The organism is Catenuloplanes atrovinosus (genome assembly GCF_031458235.1).
In the GTDB taxonomy this organism is placed as follows: Bacteria; Actinomycetota; Actinomycetes; order Mycobacteriales; family Micromonosporaceae; genus Catenuloplanes; species Catenuloplanes atrovinosus.
Window position 1 is genome coordinate 8,161,215 of sequence record NZ_JAVDYB010000001.1, and the last position, 16,665, is coordinate 8,177,879.

General features: G+C 73.4%; 16 protein-coding genes. 10 read left to right on the forward strand and 6 right to left on the reverse strand.

Annotated features, from left to right (window positions below; genetic code table 11):
• Positions 1 to 17: 17 nt before the first annotated feature.
• Together J2S41_RS36455 and J2S41_RS36460 are read right to left on the reverse strand one after the other, a co-directional pair.
• Entirely contained in the window at positions 18 to 1,241 is a 1,224-nt protein-coding gene (locus J2S41_RS36455; RefSeq protein WP_310374950.1) for an MFS transporter, read from the reverse strand.
• 23 nt (positions 1,242 to 1,264) lie between these two features.
• Positions 1,265 to 2,512, reverse strand: a complete 1,248-nt coding sequence (locus J2S41_RS36460; protein WP_310374952.1) for an MDR family MFS transporter — start codon at positions 2,510 to 2,512, stop codon at positions 1,265 to 1,267.
• A 101-nt stretch (positions 2,513 to 2,613) separates the two neighbouring features.
• On the opposite strand from J2S41_RS36460, the gene J2S41_RS36465 reads away from it, so the two are divergent.
• A complete protein-coding gene (locus J2S41_RS36465; RefSeq protein ID WP_310374954.1) occupies positions 2,614 to 3,363 on the forward strand; it encodes a phosphoglyceromutase in 750 nt (249 codons plus the stop codon).
• Between the two features lie 50 nt (positions 3,364 to 3,413).
• Here J2S41_RS36465 and phoU read toward each other — a convergent pair whose 3' ends face one another.
• Positions 3,414 to 4,082, reverse strand: coding sequence for a phosphate signaling complex protein PhoU (phoU, locus tag J2S41_RS36470; RefSeq protein ID WP_310374956.1), 669 nt, complete (start codon positions 4,080 to 4,082; stop codon positions 3,414 to 3,416).
• Positions 4,083 to 4,253: 171 nt separating this feature from the next.
• Between phoU and J2S41_RS36475 the strand changes: the two genes are divergently transcribed.
• Both J2S41_RS36475 and J2S41_RS36480 read left to right on the forward strand, forming a co-directional pair.
• The gene (locus J2S41_RS36475; RefSeq protein WP_374728220.1) at positions 4,254 to 5,570 is read left to right on the forward strand and encodes a sensor histidine kinase; all 1,317 of its coding nucleotides are present in this window, start codon (positions 4,254 to 4,256) and stop codon (positions 5,568 to 5,570) included.
• Between the two features lie 44 nt (positions 5,571 to 5,614).
• A complete protein-coding gene (locus tag J2S41_RS36480; protein WP_306835638.1) occupies positions 5,615 to 6,298 on the forward strand; it encodes a response regulator in 684 nt (227 codons plus the stop codon).
• Positions 6,299 to 6,307: 9 nt separating this feature from the next.
• Here J2S41_RS36480 and J2S41_RS36485 read toward each other — a convergent pair whose 3' ends face one another.
• A complete protein-coding gene (locus J2S41_RS36485) occupies positions 6,308 to 6,496 on the reverse strand; it encodes a hypothetical protein (RefSeq protein ID WP_310374958.1) in 189 nt (62 codons plus the stop codon).
• A gap of 99 nt (positions 6,497 to 6,595) precedes the next feature.
• Here J2S41_RS36485 and J2S41_RS36490 point away from each other — a divergent pair, with 99 nt between their 5' ends.
• Positions 6,596 to 7,555 carry a GlxA family transcriptional regulator gene (locus tag J2S41_RS36490; RefSeq protein WP_310374960.1) on the forward strand — a complete coding sequence of 320 codons (960 nt, stop codon included), beginning with the start codon at positions 6,596 to 6,598 and terminating at the stop codon, positions 7,553 to 7,555.
• 10 nt (positions 7,556 to 7,565) lie between these two features.
• Here the strand turns inward: J2S41_RS36490 and J2S41_RS36495 are convergent, their stop codons facing one another.
• The gene (locus J2S41_RS36495; protein WP_310374962.1) at positions 7,566 to 8,408 is read right to left on the reverse strand and encodes a DUF3109 family protein; all 843 of its coding nucleotides are present in this window, start codon (positions 8,406 to 8,408) and stop codon (positions 7,566 to 7,568) included.
• 139 nt (positions 8,409 to 8,547) lie between these two features.
• On the opposite strand from J2S41_RS36495, the gene J2S41_RS36500 reads away from it, so the two are divergent.
• Positions 8,548 to 9,348 (forward strand): sugar phosphate isomerase/epimerase family protein, encoded by an 801-nt coding sequence (locus J2S41_RS36500; protein ID WP_310374964.1) that lies wholly within the window; start codon positions 8,548 to 8,550, stop codon positions 9,346 to 9,348.
• A gap of 877 nt (positions 9,349 to 10,225) precedes the next feature.
• Here the strand turns inward: J2S41_RS36500 and J2S41_RS36505 are convergent.
• Entirely contained in the window at positions 10,226 to 10,792 is a 567-nt protein-coding gene (locus tag J2S41_RS36505) for a CGNR zinc finger domain-containing protein (protein WP_310374966.1), read from the reverse strand.
• Positions 10,793 to 10,861: 69 nt separating this feature from the next.
• Here J2S41_RS36505 and J2S41_RS36510 point away from each other — a divergent pair, with 69 nt between their 5' ends.
• The 5 genes from J2S41_RS36510 (at position 10,862) to J2S41_RS36530 (ending at position 16,649) form a co-directional block, all read left to right on the forward strand.
• Entirely contained in the window at positions 10,862 to 11,776 is a 915-nt protein-coding gene (locus J2S41_RS36510; protein ID WP_310374968.1) for a proline dehydrogenase family protein, read from the forward strand.
• Positions 11,777 to 11,937: 161 nt separating this feature from the next.
• On the forward strand, positions 11,938 to 13,443 hold the full coding sequence (locus J2S41_RS36515) for a hypothetical protein (protein ID WP_310374970.1): 1,506 nt from the start codon (positions 11,938 to 11,940) through the stop codon (positions 13,441 to 13,443).
• A 4-nt stretch (positions 13,444 to 13,447) separates the two neighbouring features.
• Complete coding sequence (locus tag J2S41_RS36520) at positions 13,448 to 14,782, forward strand: efflux RND transporter periplasmic adaptor subunit (RefSeq protein ID WP_374728221.1); 1,335 nt, start codon at positions 13,448 to 13,450, stop codon at positions 14,780 to 14,782.
• Positions 14,783 to 14,808: 26 nt separating this feature from the next.
• Entirely contained in the window at positions 14,809 to 15,468 is a 660-nt protein-coding gene (locus J2S41_RS36525) for an ABC transporter ATP-binding protein (protein ID WP_374728307.1), read from the forward strand.
• Positions 15,465 to 16,649: an ABC transporter permease gene (locus tag J2S41_RS36530; RefSeq protein WP_310374974.1), complete on the forward strand. Its 1,185-nt coding sequence runs from the start codon at positions 15,465 to 15,467 to the stop codon at positions 16,647 to 16,649. Before J2S41_RS36525 ends, J2S41_RS36530 begins: the two co-directional genes overlap by 4 nt.
• The last annotated feature ends 16 nt before the right edge of the window (positions 16,650 to 16,665 follow it).

Consider the following 16,665-nt stretch of genomic DNA (forward strand, 5'->3'; position numbering starts at 1 on the left):
ACCGATGGTGGCATTGATCAGGATCGAACGATGTCGGGTTCCGGACGGGCCCGCAGCGCGGCCACGTGGCGTTCCCGGCCCGGCCCGGCCAGCAGGTGCAGCCCCGCGGCGACGAGGCCGAGCCCGCCGGCGATCACCCAGTGCGGGTCGCCGAGGTGCTCCAGGGCGAACCCGCCCGCGGCCGGCGCGATGAACGCCGCGGCCGGGAACGTCAGGTAGAACACCGACTGGTACCGGCCGCGCAGCGCGGGTGGGGCCAGCTCCGCGTTGATCTGCGCGTTCGGCGGCGCGGCCAGCATCTGCCCGACGTTCCAGGCCACGGCCGCCACCAGGTAGAACCACAGATGGTCGGCGAACGCCAGCGCGCCGTAGCCGAGCCCGGCCAGCACGGCGGCCAGAGCCAGCACGCGGTGTTTGCGGTGGCCGCCGATCAGCCTCGGCACGAACAGCTGGCCGACGATGATCAGCAGTGCGCCGAGCGCCATCACCCGGCCGTACGCGCTGGGCCCGAGCCCGTCCTGCGCCATCGCGATCGGCATGATCGTCGGCGCCTGCGTGACCACCACCGCGAAGAGCAGCGTCAGGCCGGTGAACGCGAGGAAGTGACGGTCGCGGGCCACGCGCCGGAAGCCGCCGCCCGCCGCGGACGGGGTGCGGGACGCGGTGAACGTCTCCGGCACCCGCCACACCACCAACGCCAGCGCGGCGGCGGTGGAGGCCGCGTCGACCAGGAACAGCGCGGTGTAGCTGGCCTCGGCGAGCTGCCCGGCCAGCAGCGACGCGATCGCGGTGCCGAGGTTCAGCGCCCAGTACTCCAGATTGAACGCGCGCGGCCGGTCCGCCTCCGGCACCACGTCGACCATCGCGGCGATCAGCGCGGGGCCGGGCATCGACTGCACCAGGCCGAGCAGGCCGACCAGCGCGCCGATCGCCGGCAGCGGCGTGGTGAAGGCCAGCGCGACCATCGTGGCGACCATGGCCAGGTAGGCGGTGATCAGCGTGCGGCGCCGGCCCCACCGGTCGGTGAGCACGCCGCTGAGCAGGCTGCCGGCCGCGCCGCCGACGCCGTACGCGCCGATCAGCAGGCCGGCCAGGGACGGGCTGGCGCCGCGCTCGGCGGTCAGGTACAGGCTGAGGAACAGCACCACGAAGCCGCCGGCCCGAGTGATCAGCATGCCGGTCCACAGGTACCAGAACGTGCCCGGCAGCCCACCGACGTTGTCGCGCAGCCAGCGCCGCATACCGCTCCTTCGGTAAAGTTTCCTTACCGTACAGCCGGCTCCTGGACCGCCGCCTCGGCGGCCGCGACCACGGCGATCCGCCGGATCCGGGACGGGCGGGCGAGCAGGTGGCCGATCGCGGCCAGCGCGCACACCACGGCGGTGGACAGCCAGAGCGCGACGTGGCCGGCGTGCTCCTGCAGGTATCCGCCGGCGATCGGCGCGATCGCGGACGCACCGGCCCAGGACAGCGCCGCGGCGCCCTGGTAGCGCCCGCGCAGCTCGACCGGGGACAGCTCGGCCATCAGCGCGGAGTTGGACGGCGCGTTCAGCATCTCGCCGAGCGTCCAGATCACCACGGTCAGCGCGTAGACCGGCGCGACGTGCGCGACCGCGGTGAGCCCGAAGCCGAGCCCGACCACGAGCGCGGCCACCGCCATGGTCCGCGAGTGGTCCCGGCCCTTGATCAGCCGCGGCACGAACAGCTGCCCCACGACTATCAGCACGCCGTTGAGCGCGATCACCGCGCCGTAGGTGGACGGGGACAGCCCGTCCGCGGTCATCGCGATCGGCAGCGTGGACAGGTGCTGCATGAACACCACCGCGATCAGCAGGTTCAGCGCCACGTAGACCAGGAACACGTGGTCGCGCAGGAGCAGGACCATCCCGGCGGTACGCGGCGCGGCCGCGCCGGCCCGGACCGCGCCCGCCACCGGGCGGCTCTCCGGCACGCGCAGGAAGATGAGGACGGCCGTGACCAGGATCGTGGCGGCGTCGATCAGGAACAGCAGCATGTAGTCCACCTGCGCGGCGAACCCGGCCAGGATCGCGGAGGAGGCGAACCCGAGGTTGATCGCCCAGTAGTTGAGGGTGAAGGCGCGCAGCCGGTCCTTCGGCTCCACCACGTCGACCAGCATCGCGGAGAACGCGGGCCGGGCCGCCTCCGCGAACAGCCCGAGCGCGGCGGCGCCGATGGTGATCACCAGCAGGTCCCGGGCGAACGCCAGGTTGAGCATCATCACGGCCGCGCCGAGGTGCGCGACCAGCAGCGTGGGGCGGCGGCCGAAGCGGTCGGCCGCGGCGCCCCCGATCATCGTCCCGGCCGCGGCGCCCGCGCCGTAGAGGCCGAGCACCAGGCCGATCTGGCTCTCCGCGAGCCCTCGCGCGGCGGCCAGGTAGATCGCCAGGAACGGGACGACGAACGCGCCCATCCGGTTGATCAGGTTTCCGGTCCAGAGGTACCAGAACGTCCTCGGCAGTCCTCCGGCCGTCTCCGACAACCACGCGCGCACGTCCGTACCCCCGATGATCTACTGTAATGACCCAACAAGGCTAAGCGGCTTACAACCTAGTCTGCGCGGGCAGGCCCGGTCACGCGGAATAAGCTGAGCCCATGACTGTGGGGACCCTGGTGCTCTTGCGGCACGGCGAGAGCGAGTGGAACGCCAAGAACCTCTTCACCGGCTGGGTCGACGTCGACCTGAACGCCAAGGGCGAGGCGGAGGCGCGGCGCGGCGGCGAACTGCTCAAGGAGCACGGCCTGCTGCCCGACGTGGTGCACACCAGCGTGCTGCGGCGCGCGATCCGGACGTCGGAGCTGGCGCTGCACGCCGCGGACCGGCACTGGATCGCGGTGCGCCGCTCGTGGCGGCTGAACGAGCGTCACTACGGCGCGCTGCAGGGCAAGAACAAGAAGGAGACGCTGGACGCGTACGGCGAGGAGCAGTTCATGCTCTGGCGCCGCTCCTACGACACGCCCCCGCCGCCGATCGAGGACGGCGACGAGTGGTCGCAGTCCGGCGACCCGCGCTACGCCACGCTCCCGCCGGAGCTGAAGCCGCGCACCGAGTGCCTCAAGGACGTCGTGGCGCGCATGCTGCCGTACTGGTACGACGCGATCGTGCCGGACCTCCTGGCCGGCCGGACCGTGCTGGTCGCGGCGCACGGCAACTCACTGCGCGCGCTGGTCAAGCACCTGGACCAGATCTCCGACGAGGCGATCGCGAAGCTCAACATCCCGACCGGCATCCCGCTGCGCTACGACCTGGGCCCGGACCTGCGCCCGACCGTGGCCGGCGGCGCCTACCTGGACCCGGAGGCCGCCAAGGAGGCCGCCGCCGCCGTGGCCAACCAGGGCAAGTAAGCGGTACGAGAAAGGGGGCCCGCACGGCGCGGGCCCCCTTTCCCCTGCGGTCACTCGGCGTGCGCGACCGTCTCGTCGGTCACCGTCTCGCCGGTGATGAGGTAGATCACCCGGCGGCCGGAGTTCACCGCGTGGTCGGCGAAGCGCTCGTAGAAGCGGCCCAGCAGCGCGCCGTCGATCGCGGTCTCCGCACCGTACGGCCAGTCGTCGCCGAGCAGCACCTTGAACAGCTCCCGGTGCAGGTTGTCCATCACGTCGTCGTCGGCCTCCAACTCGGCCGCGAGCTTGGCGTCCGGCTCCGCGAGCACGGTCGCCACCTTGCCGGCGATCGAGTCGGCCACGTTCGCCATGTCCTTGAACACGCCGCGCAGCTCGGCCGGGACGGCCGGCGACGGGTGCCGGCGCAGCGCGGTCTTCGCCACGTGGTCGGCCAGGTCGCCCATGCGCTCCAGATCGGCCGCCACGTGCAGCGCGCTGATCAGCATGCGCAGGTCGGAGGCGACCGGGGCCTGGCGGGCGAGGATGTCCGCCACCTTCTCCTCAACCTGCCGGTACAGCTCGTCCAGGTCGGCGTCCTGCTCGATGACCGCCTCGCCGGCGGCGCGATCGGCGGCGAGGAGCGCCGTCGTGGCGCGGCGCATGGCGACGCGCGCGCCCTCGGCCAGCTCGACCAGCAGCCGGCTGACCTCCCGGAGGTCTGCCTGGAATTCTTCGCGCATGATCACGTCCTCGATATCTGTGTAGGCGGGGTTACCGTAGGTCGAAGGGACTGCCCAGTGGTGCACTGCGATGAACGACGTTGAGCCGAGAGTTGAACATTACGAAACCCCCGCCGTTTTCGCCCCTTTTGGCGGAGGACCTAGGTAAACAATCCCCCTAACATCGCTGGCGTGAGGTGGGCGGTGGAGTCGGGCGTGGCCGGCGCTGTGGTGATCGGGCTGGTCCTCGGCGTGCTCTTCGGGCTCCTCTACGGACGTGCGCGATGGGCTCGGCCCCGGCATCGGATGCCCGGGCTCGGCCCGGACACCGGCGTCGAGGCCCAGGTCGATGGGAGGCCGGCGATAGGCAAGAAGGATCAGGCCCCGATGTCCGGCCTGGGGCGCAAGAGCCTCGACTCGCTGCGGGTCGGCGTGGTCGTGCTGGACGCCGACGACACCCCGGTCCTGGTCAACCCGGCGGCGCGGGCCATGGGCCTGCTGCGCGCGGGCACCGGGCCGGGCACGATCGCGGCACACCCGATCCTGCGCACGCTCGCCGGTCAGGTCCGCCGCACCGGCGTCCGTCGCGAGGTCGAGCTGGACCTGCGCCGGGGCCGCGAGGGCGGGCCGCAGGCGCCGCTCGGCGTGCACCTGCGCGCGGTCGCGCTCGGCGGCGAGTTCGTCGCCGTCGAGGCCGCGGACGTCACCGAGTCGCACCGGGTCGACCGGGTCCGCCGCGACTTCGTGGCGAACGTCAGCCACGAGCTGAAGACGCCGATCGGCGCGTTGCAGCTGCTCTCCGAGGCGCTGCTGGACGCCACCGACCCGGCCACCGCCGGCTCCTCGCCGGACCCGGCCGAGGACGTGGCGGCCGCCCGGCGCTTCGCCGAGCGCATCCACCACGAGTCGCTGCGGATGGGCCGGCTGGTCAGCGAGCTGCTGGAGCTGAGCCGGCTGCAGGGCGCGGAGCCACTGCCCACGCCGGAGCCGGTCTCCGTGGACTGGGTGGTCGCGGAGACGGTGGACCGCACCCGCACCGCCGCCTCGGCCAAGTCGATCGAGGTGGTCGTGGAGGGCGGGCGAGGGCTGGTGGTCTACGGCAACGACAGCCAGGTCGCGACGGCCGTGACCAACCTGGTGGAGAACGCGATCGCGTACTCGCCGGAGGACACCAAGGTCACGGTCGCGATCAGCGCGGACGACGAGAACGTCCAGATCGCGGTCACCGACCAGGGCATCGGCATCGGCGGCGCGGACATCGACCGGATCTTCGAGCGCTTCTACCGGGCCGACCAGGCGAGATCCCGCTCCACCGGCGGTACGGGGCTCGGCCTGGCCATCGTCAAGCACATCGCGACCAACCACGGCGGTCGGGTGGACGTGACGAGCACACTGGGGGAGGGGTCGACGTTCACTCTGCGGCTGCCTGCCCGACCGCTGGCGGACGGCATGCCGCTAACCACGTCGGTTGAGATCGAGTCCGGTCCGGCCGTGCTCGGGCAGTCTTGACCTGCCCAGCGCGAGCACGTCGGACATAGGAAAGGAAGTATCTGGTGGCCCGTGTGCTGGTCGTCGAGGACGAGGAGTCGTTCTCCGACGCGCTCTCCTACATGCTCCGCAAGGAGGGGTTCGAGGTCTCGGTCGCGGAGACCGGGGTCTCGGCGCTCACCGAGTTCGACCGCACCGGCGCGGACATCGTGCTCCTCGACCTGATGCTGCCCGAGATGTCCGGCACCGAGGTCTGCCGCCAGCTGCGGCAGCGCTCGCACGTGCCGATCATCATGGTCACCGCCCGGGACAGCGAGATCGACAAGGTCGTCGGCCTGGAGATCGGCGCCGACGACTACGTCACCAAGCCGTACTCGCCGCGTGAGCTGGTCGCCCGCATCCGCGCCGTGCTCCGCCGCAACCAGACCGAGACGGTCGAGGACAGCACGCCCACCCTGGCCGCCGGCCCGGTCCGGATGGACGTCGAGCGCCACGTGGTCACCGTCGACGGCGCCGCCGTGCAGCTGCCGCTGAAGGAGTTCGAGCTGCTCGAGCTGCTGCTGCGCAACGCCGGCCGGGTGCTCACCCGCGGCCAGCTGATCGACCGGGTCTGGGGCGCCGACTACGTCGGTGACACCAAGACGCTGGACGTGCACGTGAAGCGGCTCCGGTCCAAGGTCGAGCCGGAGCCGTCCGCGCCGCGCTACATCGTCACGGTCCGCGGCCTGGGCTACAAGTTCGAGCCGTAAGCCGCTGTCTCACCTGGCCACGGCCAGGGCGTCGGCCCGGCCGGTGGAGATCCGCCGGCCGGTTCGCAGCGTCACGTGCCGGCCGCACCAGCACTCGACGTCGAGCCGGATTCCCTGCTCGGTGTTGTCGATGGATCGGATCCGGCGCTCGGTCACGAGCACGCGCGAGTCGTGCTGCGGGCAGTCGATGGCGAACATGTCTCGTCCCTTCTCTCCCCTCCAGCCTCGCCGCGCGGGCACCGGCGGAACAGTGGCAGGGATGACCGCCATCGCAAAAACACTGCCATACTGACGGGCATGGCTCTGCGTACCGTGGCCGCGCTCGGCTTCGACGGCGTCGGCAGCTTCGGGCTCGGCATCCTCGGCGAGGTCTTCGGCGTCGACCACACCGGCCTCGGCCTGCCCCGGTTCGAGTTCTCGCTGTGCGCGGAGCGCCCCGGCCCGATCCGCTCCGACTCCGGCCTGCTGATCCACGCCGAGCACGGGCTGGACACGCTCGCTGCCGCCGACCTCGTCGTCTTCACCCACTGGCCCGGGTACGCGCATCCGCCCTCGGCCGCGCTGCTCGACGCGATCCACACGGCGTACGACAACGGCGCCGTCATCGCCAGCCACTGCACCGGCGCCTGGCTGCTGGCCAACGCCGGCCTGCTCGACGGCCGCCGCGCCACCACCCACTGGCGGGTCGCCGACGAGTTCCGCGCCCGCTTCCCCCAGGTCGACCTGGTCCCCGAGGTGCTCTACATCGACGAGGGCCGGCTGGTCACCGGCGCCGGATGCGCCGCCGGCGTCGACGTCAGCCTCTACCTGCTGCGCCGCGAGTTCGGCGCCGCGCTCGCCACCGCGGTCGCCCGCGAGATGGTCGTCCCCCCGCACCGGGACGGCGGCCAGGCCCAGTTCATCTCCGCGCCGATCCCGTCCGCCGAGTGCGGCAACGACCGGCTCAGCGACGTCATGGCCTGGGCCAAGGCCAACCTCGGCCGCCAGCTCACCGTCGACGACCTGGCCAACCGCGCGCTGATGAGCCCCCGCTCGTTCGCCCGCCACTTCAAGGCCACGGTCGGCGCCACCCCGCACGCCTGGCTGCTGGCCCAGCGCCTGCACCACGCCGAGGAACTGCTGGAGACGCGGGACCTCCCGGTCGAGGAGATCGCCCGCCGCAGCGGCTTCGGCACCGCGGCCGCGCTGCGCGAGCAGTTCGTCCGCCGCCGCGGCGTCCCGCCCCGCGACTACCGCCGCTCCTTCGCCTCCCGCTGAGCCGGCGCTTCTACCTGTCGCTCCGCGGCGGTGTGGCCGGCTCGCGGCCGCCCGGGACCGTCGCGGCGCCGGCCGCCACCGTGGCCGGGTGGATCGCGACCAGGCCCTGCCGCAGCCGGGCCGCGCACAGCTCGGCCAGCTTCGCGTACGCGTCCTTGCCGATCAGCGCGACCAACTCCGGCTCGTACGACCGGAACATCGCGTCCGTGCCGACGTGCGCGTCCGGCGAGGACGTGCACCACCAGTGCAGGTCGTGGCCGCCCTCGCCCCAGCCCCGCCGGTCGAACTCGGTGATCGTGGAGACCAGCACCTTCGTACCGTCCGGGCGCTTGACCCAGTCCTGCGCGCGGCGCACCGGCAGCTGCCAGCACACGTCCGGCTTGTACTCCAGCGGGTGCACGCCGTCCCGGAGCGCCTGAGCGTGCAGCGCGCAGCCGCCCCCGCCCACGAACTCCGGATCGTTGAGGAAGACGCACGGCCCGCCCGCGCCCTGGGTGGCGGTCCGCCGCGCCGGCGCCTCGCCGTCGATGGTGTCGACCTCGGTGTAGTTCTTGAACCCGCGCCGGTAGTGCTGCCACGTCTCCGGCGTCAGGCGCTTGACCGCGATCTTCAGCCGCTTCTCGTCGTCGGCGTCGGTGAAGAACGCGCCGTGCGAGCAGCAGCCGTCCTGCGCGCGGCCGGGCACGATGCCGTGGCAGGCCTTGCCGAAAACGCACGTCCAGCGGGACAGCAGCCAGGTGAGGTCCGCGCGGATCACGTGCTTCGGATCGGCCGGGTCGGCGAACTCGACCCACTCGCGTGGGAAGTCCAGCTCGGTCTCCCGGGCGCGGGGATCGTCGGCCGCATCGACCATTACGTGAAGCTCTGTCCGGCTTGCCACCCGACCACACTACGCCCCGGCCTGCGTTCCGGCAGCGCGACAAGCGGGGAGCACCCCGGTGCGGGTGGCACTTCGCCGGGCGGTACGGCCGTCGCGAGTTACGCTGGGAGGTGTGACCGAGCGAGTGCCAGTTCTGCTGTCCAGCTCCTCCGTCTTCCCGGAGCCGACCGCCGCGGCGTTCCAGATGGCCGCCCATCTCGGCTTCGACGGCGTCGAGGTGATGGTGTGGACGGACGTGGTGAGCCAGGACGCCGGCGCGCTACAGGGCCTCGCGGCCCACTACGGCGTGCCGGTCAGGTCGGTGCACGCCCCCTGCCTGCTGGTGACGCAGCGCGTGTGGAGCCCCGACCCGTGGGAGCGGCTGCGCCGCGCCGCCGTGCTCGCCGAGAAGCTGGAAGCGTCGACCGTGGTCGTGCACCCGCCCTTCACCTGGCAGCGTGACTACGCCAAACGCTTCCAGGAGGGCCTGCACAAGATGACCCTCAAGCACCCGGGCCTGCAGTTCGCCGTGGAGAACATGTACCCGGTGAAGATGGCCGGCCGCGACTTCGTCCCCTACGTGCCCGGCTGGAACCCGGTCGAGACCGGCTACGACGCGTACACGCTGGACATCTCGCACTGCTCCGCCGCCCGCACCGACCCGATCGCGATGGCCGAGTCGATGGGCGACAAGCTGGCCCACCTCCACCTGGGCGACGGCACCGGCGAGGGCCGCGACGAGCACCTGGTCCCCGGCCGCGGCACCATGCCCTGCGCCGAGGTCCTCTCCTCGCTGTCCCGCAACGGCTTCCGCGGCTCCGTCGCCCTGGAGGTCGCCACCCGCAAGTCCAGCAGCCGCGCCGAGCGCGAGGCCGACCTCGCCGAGTCCCTCCGGTTCGCCCGCGAACACCTCGGCGTGCTCACCAGCCACTGACCCCCAAGACCCATTCCATCGACCCGCTCCCGGCGGGTCGTCTTCCGCATGCTCCCGCGGGCGCCGGTCGGTCGTTGACCGACCTCCCTCACGATCCGTGGCCGCAAGCCCCGGAGATCCCGCTGCGCGCGCTCACCCCGCGTAGCCCTTCTCCCGCCACCACCCTCGCGCCGCCTCCCTCTCCCCCCACCACGGCCCGCGCCAGGCTTTGCTCTGCTTACCTAGCCGTTCCGGCCGGTCTATGTGGCGACTTATCGGAATTGTCCGTCCCGCCGCGGCCGGTGACGCCGACACCGTGGATGTCCGTCGCGGTGCAGGTAAGCAGAGCAAGGTGCTACTTAGCGTGTCCGCTGGTGGTCGCGGAGCGGCCGGGTAAGCAGAGCAAGACGACTACAGAACGTCCCGGGGTGAGCGCGGCGCCGAGCAGGTAAGCAGAGCAAAGCCGGCCGGCGGGGCCTTCCTCGGCCGGCTGCGGTGGGGACGCAGGCGGCCGCGGTGCCCGAACTGCAAACGGCTTCGGGACGCGTTCGTCCTACGCGCGTCGCCATAGTGGAGCGGTCCGCGATATGCCGAAATTTCGGGCGGATAAGGATGCGGCGGCGGCAGGTAAGCAGAGCAAAGCCGGTGAGGAAGGCGGCGCGGCGGAGGGGCGGCGCGGCCGGAAAGGGGGCGCGGCTCGGGGCGGCGCGGCGTAGGTGATCAGGACGGGGCGTCAGGGGCACGCGGAGGGGCGTGGCCAGGGGGAGAGGCCGCGTGGGGTGGGGGTTTGGTGACCGGGGGCGGGACCGGCAGGGAGGCCGGCCAACGGCCGACCGGTGCCCGCGGGAGCGTGCGGAACGCGGGCGGGCCGGGAGTGGGAGATGGGTATGGGGTGTGGTCAGACGCGGGTGAGTTGCGGGGTCTCCGACGGGGTGGGGTCGGCGGAGGCGGCGCGTTTGCGGGCGCGGTGGGCGGCGACGTGGGAGCGGGTGGCGCAGCGCTCGGAGCAGAAGCGGCGGCAGCAGTTGGAGGAGGTGTCCAGGTAGACGTTGCCGCAGCGCTCGTCGGCGCAGATGCCGAAGCGGGAGCTGCCGTACTCGCACAGCCAGACGGCCAGGCCCCAGACGGCGCCGGCCAGATATTCCGCGCTGACCGAGGCGCCGCGGCTGGTGACGTGCATGTGCCAGTCGGCGGCGTCGTGGCCGGAGATGCGGGGCTGGACCGGGAAGGCCTCGAGCAGCGCGTTCAGCTCGGCGACGGTCTCGGTGTCGCGGCCGGCGGCGCCGGACTCGAAGACCTCGCGCAGCCGCTTCTGCGCGCGGCGGAAGGTGGCGAGGTCCCGGTCGGCGACCTCGTCGCGCATGTACGCGTTCTCGTCCGCGAACAGACCCCTGAGGTCGTCGACGGTCGCGAGCTGCGCGTTGACGAGGTCGACCGCGGTGCGGGCGTACGCATCGAAGTTCACGGGACAACCGTAGACGATTCGTTCGACTACGTCGGTCGTCCATCAGGGCGGGGCGTATACGCTCCCCATATGCTCCGTTCGGCCATTCTCGCCGCGTCCCGCTCCGCCCGGCTGGAGAGCCTGGTCTCGAAGGCGCCGTTCGGCCGGGACGTGGCGCGGCGGTTCGTCGCCGGCGACGGCGTGGCGGACGCGGTGCGGGTCGCGGCCGAGCTGGCCGCGGACGGTCTCTCCACGACGGTGGAGTACCTCGGGGCCCCCACCACCACGGAGGCGCACGCGCACGCGGTCCGCGACGAGTACGGGCGGTTGCTGCGCCGGATCGCGGAGGCGGGGCTGGCCGACTCGGCGGAGGTCAGTGTGAAGCTGTCCGCGCTCGGCCGGGACGTGGACGAGCGGCTGGCCCGCGAGCTGGCCCGGGACGTGTGCGCCGCGGCCGCGGACGCGGGCACCACGGTCACGGTGGACATGGAGGAGAGCGCGACCACCGACCTCGTGATCGACACGGTGGAGAAGCTGCGCGGCGACCACCCGTCCACCGGCGTGGCGCTGCAGGCGTACCTGCGCCGGACCGAGGCGGACTGCCGGGAACTGGCCGGTGCGCGGGTGCGGCTGTGCAAGGGGGCGTACCCGGAGCCGGAGTCGGTCGCCTGGCAGACCGCGCTGGAGGTGGACAAGTCGTTCGTCCGCTGCCTGAACGCGCTGCTCGCCGGGCCGGGATATCCGATGGTCGCCACGCACGACGCGCGCCTGATCGCGATCGCGGAGGACCGGGCGCGGTGGTTCGACCGGGCGGCCGGCGAGTTCGAGTTCCAGCTGCTGTACGGCGTGCGCCCGGCCGAGCAGGCCCGGCTCGCCGCGGACGGGCACACGGTCCGGGTCTACCTGCCGTACGGCACGCACTGGTACGGCTACCTCGCGCGCCGGCTGGCCGAGCGGCCGGGCAGCGCCGCGTTCCTGGGGCGGGCACTCACCAACCGACGGTGATCACGGCGGAACCGAGCAGGCGGCGGTAAACCGCGCGATTCAAGCCAAAAGGCCTATGCCCGCAGCGTGACGGGCGGTCTTAGGCTGCGCTCGTGCGCGCGCCCGACGGTGACTCAGAGTCAGCATCCTCGCAGGCCGCGGGTTCCGTACCGTCGGTGCCCGTGTTCGACGCCGTCGTGGTCTACAATCCCGCGGCGATCCCGGCGCAGCCCGGGCCGCCGCCGGTCGAGGGCCCGGCGGTGCCGCCGTGGCCGCGCGAGATCCCGGCACAGGGCCGGCCGCCGGCGGCGGAGTTCGTGCCGGGCGGCTACCCGCCGCTGCCGCAGTACGGTCCGTACCCGCCGGTGTGGCCCGTTCCCGCGCCACCCCGGAAGCGGCGCGGCCGCGCGGTGCTCGCGGTGCTGGCGGTGCTCGCCGCGCTGGTGGCGGGCGGCGCCGTCGCGGTCTATCCGATGCTGGCCGACCGGGACGCCGGTGCCGCCGCCGCGCCCGCGATCTCCGCGCCGCCGTCCAGCCCGGCGCCGAGCGCGCTGTCCTACGAACGCGTCCCGTGGATTCGGTACCAGATAGACACCGCGCTGCAGGCGCAGGCCGCGGCGCTGCTGGCCGGCGACGAGGGCGGCTTCCTGGCGCCGGTCGCGGAGGGCAGCACCGAGCTGACCCGCGACCTGCGCCGCCGGTTCGAGACGCTGCGCGCGATGCAGGTGACCCGCTGGTCGGAGGAGATGATCGGCGAGCCCACGCCGGTGACCGGCAAGGGCGGCCGGGACGAGTGGCGGGTCGTGGTCGACCTGCGGCACTGCTTCGTCGTGCCCGGGTGCACCGTGGACGGCCTGCGCGCGGAGACGCGCTGGGTGGAGACGCCCGCGCAGGGGCTGCGGATGGTCGCGTTCGCGCCGTCCGAGTCGAACGAGAACGGCCCCCGCCCGTGGGAGGTGACGCACCTGACCGTCGGGGTCGGCGCGCGCACCATCGTCGGCGTCACGCCCAAGTACACCAAGCGCCTTCCCGAGCTGCAGAAACTCGCGGAGGCCGCGGCGGTGCAGGCGGACCGGTACGTGCGCGGCGACGCCGGGCCGGTGGACCGCTACCGGATCTTCATGGCCGACGGCAAGGAGTGGCAGCGCTGGTACGGCGGCGAGGACCTGGAGTGGGCGGCCGGCTTCGCGGTCCCGACCGGTGAGGCCCGGCTGGACGTGGTGCTGAACCTCAGCGAGATGGCCGAGGACTACGTCGACGACACGCTCCGGCACGAGCTGGCGCACGTGGCGACGCTGCGCGGCGCGGACTACTCGGACGACGACGACTCCTGGTGGATGATCGAGGGCATCGCCGACTACGTGGACGAGCTCGGCGTGCCGGTCGCGGACTACGAGGAGGCCGACCTCGTCGCCCGGTACGTCGACGAGGTGGAGATGAAGGACGGCGTGGTCGTGCCGCCGCCGGACGCGAGCACCGAGGACTGGCAGGTCGCGGCGAGGTACGGCATCGGATACCACGCGGTCCGGCGGATCTCCGAGCGGTTCGGCGAGCCCGCCATGCTGGCCTTCTTCGACGCGGTCGTCCGCGACGGAAAATCACTGCGGGATGCGGCACCGGCTACTTTGGGCAAGGATTGGGACGACGTGAACCGGGACTGCCTCGACTACCTGAGAGAGGTCACCTGACGCGATGACCCCGCGGAGCCGCCCGCTCGCCCTCCTGGCCGCCGTCACGCTGGCGACCGGGGCGACCGCGGCCTCCTGCCGGGAGGAGCCGTCCGGCGTCGACGTCGGCGAGGTCCGGCTCGGCGCGGTCGCGGAGATCGTGGACGCGCCCGCGACGGTGACCGCCCGGTCCGCGGCCACGCTCACCGCCGCGTCCGCGGGCACGCTCACGGACCTGCTGGTCCGCCCGGGCGACGAGGTGCGTCCCGGCCAGGTCGTCGCCGTGATCGACTCGCCGGAGGCGACCGCGCGCCTGGACTCGGCCGCGCGGGCGCTGGACGCGGCGTCGCAGGGCGGCCCCGGCATCCCGGCGGTCGGGCTGGACGGCGCGCGGGCGGAGACGGACGCGGCCGCGGCGGACTCGTTCCGGGCGGCCCGTGCCGCGGCGGGGCAGGTCGCGGACGCGGACGTCCGGGTCGCGCTGCTGCGCGAGGTGGACGCGGCCGAGCACCGGTACGACGCCGCCTCCGCCGCGGTGGCGGACGCGACCCGGGCCGTGCAGGCGGGCGTGGCCGGTCTCGGCACCGCGCTCGGCGCGCTCTCCGCCGCCCAGCGAACACAGGCCGAGGCCGCGTACGACCTGGCGAAGGGCACGGTCGACGCGCTCACGCTGCGCGCCCCGATCGCCGGCGTGGTGCAGCTCGGCGGCGCCGCCCAGGCCGGGGCCGGCGTCGACGTCGCCGAACTGCTGGAGAGCGCGGGCGGCGCGCGGCCGCCCACCGGGGCGGGCCCGCCCGCGGGCGTGGACCCGGCCGTGCCCGAGGGCGGGTACGTGGGCGCCGGCACCACGGTGCTGACCATCGTGGACGTCTCCGCGCTGGGCGTCACCGCCGAGGTCGACGAGACGGACGTGCTGCTGGTCGAGGAGGGCGCGGTGGCGGACGTGGAGCTGGACGCCGCGACCGGTGCGCGCTATCCCGGCGAGGTCGCCTCGATCGACCTGCTGCCCACCGAGTCGGCGCGGGGTGGGGTGTCGTACCGGGTGCGGATCACGCTCGGCGCGGGCACGCTGGCCGACGGCGGTGTCGCGCCGGCGCCGCGGCCCGGCATGAGCGCGGTCGCCCACCTGCGGGTACGGGAGGCGGCGAACACGGTGACGGTGCCGGCCGCCGCGGTCTTCTCCACCGAGTCGGGCGGCGAGGCGGTCTGGGTGGTGGACGGCGGCCGCGCGGAACGGGTGGACGTCTCCGTCGGCGTGCAGGGGCAGGACGCGGTGCAGATCGTGCGCGGCCTGCGGGCCGGGCAGACCATCGTGGTGCGCGGGACGGACCGGGTGACCGACGGCCAGCGGGTGCCATGACGGCGCCGGCGGTCGAGGCGGAGCGGATGTCCCGGACGTACCGGCTGGAGGGCCTCTCCGTGCCCGCGCTGCGCGAGGTCAGCGTGACCGTCGAGCGCGGGGAGTACGCGGCGGTGGTCGGGCCGTCCGGCTCCGGCAAGAGCACGCTGATGCACCTGCTCGGCGGCCTGGACCGGCCCACCGAGGGACGGCTGCGGCTGGACGGGCGGGACGTGGCCGGCCTCTCCCCGGCGGAGCTGGCCCGGCTGCGCAACGAGGTGATCGGGTTCGTCTTCCAGGCGTTCCACCTGCTGCCGCGGACCACGGCGGTGGAGAACGTGGCGTTGCCGCTGGTCTATCGCGGGCTCGGGGCGCGGCGGCGGCGCGCGGCCGCGGCGGAGATGCTGGACCGGGTCGGGCTCGGCCACCGCCTGACGCACCGCCCGAACCAGATGTCCGGCGGCGAACAGCAGCGCGTCGCGATCGCCCGCGCGCTGGTCACCGGCCCGTCCGTGCTGCTGGCCGACGAGCCGACCGGGAACCTGGACAGCGCCACCGGCGACGCGGTGCTGCGGCTGCTGGAGGAGCTGAACGCGGAGTCCGGCGTGGCGGTCGTGCTGGTCACGCACGACCGGGACGTGGCGGCCCGGGCCCGCCGGCAGATCGCCATGCGGGACGGCCGGATCGTGTCGGACGAGCGCGCGTGAGGCTCGCCGAGGCGTGGCGCGTGGCGCTGGACGCGTTGCGGGCCAACCGGCTGCGCAGCCTGCTGACCATGCTCGGCGTGATCATCGGGGTCGGCGCGGTGGTGGTCCTGGTCGCGATCGGCACCGGCGCGAAGAACGAGGTGGAGGCGCAGGTCGAGGGCCTCGGCTCGAACCTGCTGGTGGTGGTCCCGGGCCGGCTGGAGTTCGGCTCCGCGCCGTCGGCCTCGCGGATGTCGCTGCAGGACGCGGAGGCGGTGGCGGAGGTGGTCGGCGACCCGTCCCGGGTGGCGGTCACGGTCGCGTCCGGCGAGACGGTCCGGGCCGGCGCGCGAGAGCGGTTCACCACGGTTCAGGGCGTGCTGGAGACCACGCCGCAGGTGTTCGACCGGCCGGTCGGCCGCGGCCGGTACATCAGCGAGTCGGACGTGCGGACCGGCCGCCGCGTGGTGGTGCTGGGCGCGACCGTGGCGTCGGCGCTGTTCCCGGACCGGGACGCGATCGGGCAGCAGGTGTCGATCGCGGGCGTCCGGTTCCGGGTGACCGGCCTGTTCGCGCCGCTGGGCCAGAGCCTGGGCGTGGACCGGGACGACGAGGTGCACATCCCGGTCAGCGCGGCACAGCGGCTGATCGGCGTGGACCGGATCGACGGGCTGGCGATCAAGGCGCCGGACCGGGAGCGGATCGACGACCTGAGCGCCCGGGTGGTGGCGGAGCTGACCCGGCGGCACCCGGACACCGAGTTCAGCGCGGTCACGCAGGAGCAGATCCTGGGCGTGCTCGGCGACATCCTGGGCGTGCTGACCGGCGTGCTGGCCGCGATCGCCGGCATCTCACTGCTGGTCGGCGGCGTCGGCGTCTCCAACATCATGCTGGTCTCGGTCCGGGAGCGGACCAAGGAGATCGGCCTGCGCAAGGCGGTCGGCGCCCGCCCGCGCGACATCGGCCTGCAGTTCCTGCTGGAGGCGGTGCTGCTCACCACGGTCGGCGGCGTGCTCGGAATGGGCCTGGGCGTCGGCGCGTCGCTGCTGGTCGGCGCGCTGTCCCCGATCCCGGCCGCGATCACCTGGTGGTCACTGGCGCTGGCGTTCGGCGTGTCCGCCGCGGTCGGCATCGTGTTCGGCGTGGTACCGGCGCAGCGGGCCGGGCGGCTGGACCCGGTGGTCGCGCTCCGCAGCGAGTAACGGACTTTATTCACAT

Coding starts and splice junctions, on each gene's coding strand:
- J2S41_RS36525 (WP_374728307.1), top strand. CDS start 14,809: ATGTCCCGGACGTACCGGCTGGAGGGCCTCTCCGTGCCCGCGCTGCGC.
- J2S41_RS36495 (WP_310374962.1), bottom strand. CDS start 8,408: ATGGTCGATGCGGCCGACGATCCCCGCGCCCGGGAGACCGAGCTGGAC.
- J2S41_RS36455 (WP_310374950.1), bottom strand. CDS start 1,241: ATGCGGCGCTGGCTGCGCGACAACGTCGGTGGGCTGCCGGGCACGTTC.
- J2S41_RS36490 (WP_310374960.1), top strand. CDS start 6,596: ATGGCTCTGCGTACCGTGGCCGCGCTCGGCTTCGACGGCGTCGGCAGC.
- J2S41_RS36485 (WP_310374958.1), bottom strand. CDS start 6,496: ATGTTCGCCATCGACTGCCCGCAGCACGACTCGCGCGTGCTCGTGACC.
- J2S41_RS36465 (WP_310374954.1), top strand. CDS start 2,614: ATGACTGTGGGGACCCTGGTGCTCTTGCGGCACGGCGAGAGCGAGTGG.
- phoU (WP_310374956.1), bottom strand. CDS start 4,082: ATGCGCGAAGAATTCCAGGCAGACCTCCGGGAGGTCAGCCGGCTGCTG.
- J2S41_RS36520 (WP_374728221.1), top strand. CDS start 13,448: ATGACCCCGCGGAGCCGCCCGCTCGCCCTCCTGGCCGCCGTCACGCTG.
- J2S41_RS36510 (WP_310374968.1), top strand. CDS start 10,862: ATGCTCCGTTCGGCCATTCTCGCCGCGTCCCGCTCCGCCCGGCTGGAG.